The sequence below is a fragment of the Kineococcus indalonis genome (assembly GCF_009906395.1).
Classification (GTDB): domain Bacteria; phylum Actinomycetota; class Actinomycetes; order Actinomycetales; family Kineococcaceae; genus Kineococcus; species Kineococcus indalonis.
In genome coordinates this window covers 1-1,074 of record NZ_JAAALM010000850.1, presented here as the reverse complement: position 1 = coordinate 1,074, position 1,074 = coordinate 1, and the positions used below count along the sequence as shown (strand labels likewise).

Below are 1,074 nucleotides of genomic sequence, written 5' to 3'. Positions count from 1 at the left end.
CTGCTGGACCGCACCCGCACCACCGCCCCGCCCGGCGGCGGTGCGGGCGACGACGCCGCCGCGGTCCGCGCGACGGTGCAGCGCGCGGTGCGCGCGCAGTCGCTGGGCCTGCACCGCTTCTGGGTGGCGGAGCACCACGGGGTCCCCGGTGTCGTCGGCCCGGCGCCGGCGGTGCTGCTGGGTGCCGTCGCCGCGGCGCTGGACCCGGCCTCGGCGCTGCGCATCGGCTCCGGCGGGGTGATGCTGCCCAACCACGTCCCGCTGGTGGTCGCCGAGCAGTTCGCCGTGCTGGAGGCCCTGCGCCCGGGCCGGGTCGACCTCGGGGTGGGCCGCTCGGCCGGTTTCACCGCCGCGGTGCGGGCGGCGCTGCGCGCCCGGGGCAGCGACGCGCAGGAGTTCACCGCGGCCGTGTCCGATCTGCTGGACCTGCTGCACGGGCGGGCGGCGGTGACGGTGCGCCCGCGCGTGCCGGCGCCGCCGGTCTCGGTGCTGGCCACCGGCGACGGGCTGGTGACCGCCGCGCACCTGGGCCTGCCGGTCGTCGTGGGCGGGCCGGCGCTGGAGGACCCGGCGCGGCTGGCGCAGTACCGGCGGCGCTTCGTCGACCGCGGCCTCGGCGGCCCGCGCGTGACGGTGCTGGCCGACGTGCTCGTCGCCGACGACGAGGCCTCGGCCCGGCGCGAGCTGCTGCCGCAGGCGTGGTCGCTGGCGGTCTCGCGCACCCGCGGGGAGTTCCCGCCGCTGCCCGCCCCCGGTGACGTGCGGCTGGACGAGCTGAGCGCCCGCGAGCGCCGCGCGGTGGAGGCGGTGCTCGCGCGGGACGTCGTCGGCACCGAGGCGCAGGTGCGCCGGCGGGTCGGGGACCTGCTGGGGCGGCTGGGCGCCGACGAGCTCATGGTCGCCACGACCGTGCACGACCCGGACCTGCAGGCGGAGTCCGACGCGCGCCTGGCCGACGCGCTGCTGGGCTGAAGCGCTGCCGGGGCGGCGCGCTGCCGGGGCGGCGCGGCCTCGTGCAGGCGGCGCGCCAGCACCAGGAGTCCTCCGGCAGCGAGGTGAGCAGCAGTCGCGGCT

Annotated in this window: 1 protein-coding gene; it reads left to right on the top strand. The window is 80.1% G+C overall.

Annotated features, from left to right (window positions below; translation table 11 throughout):
- The coding region (locus GTR00_RS21535; RefSeq protein ID WP_323132667.1) for an MsnO8 family LLM class oxidoreductase at positions 1–972 on the top strand (972 nt) is incomplete at its 5' end.
- Positions 973–1,074: the final 102 nt, after the last annotated feature.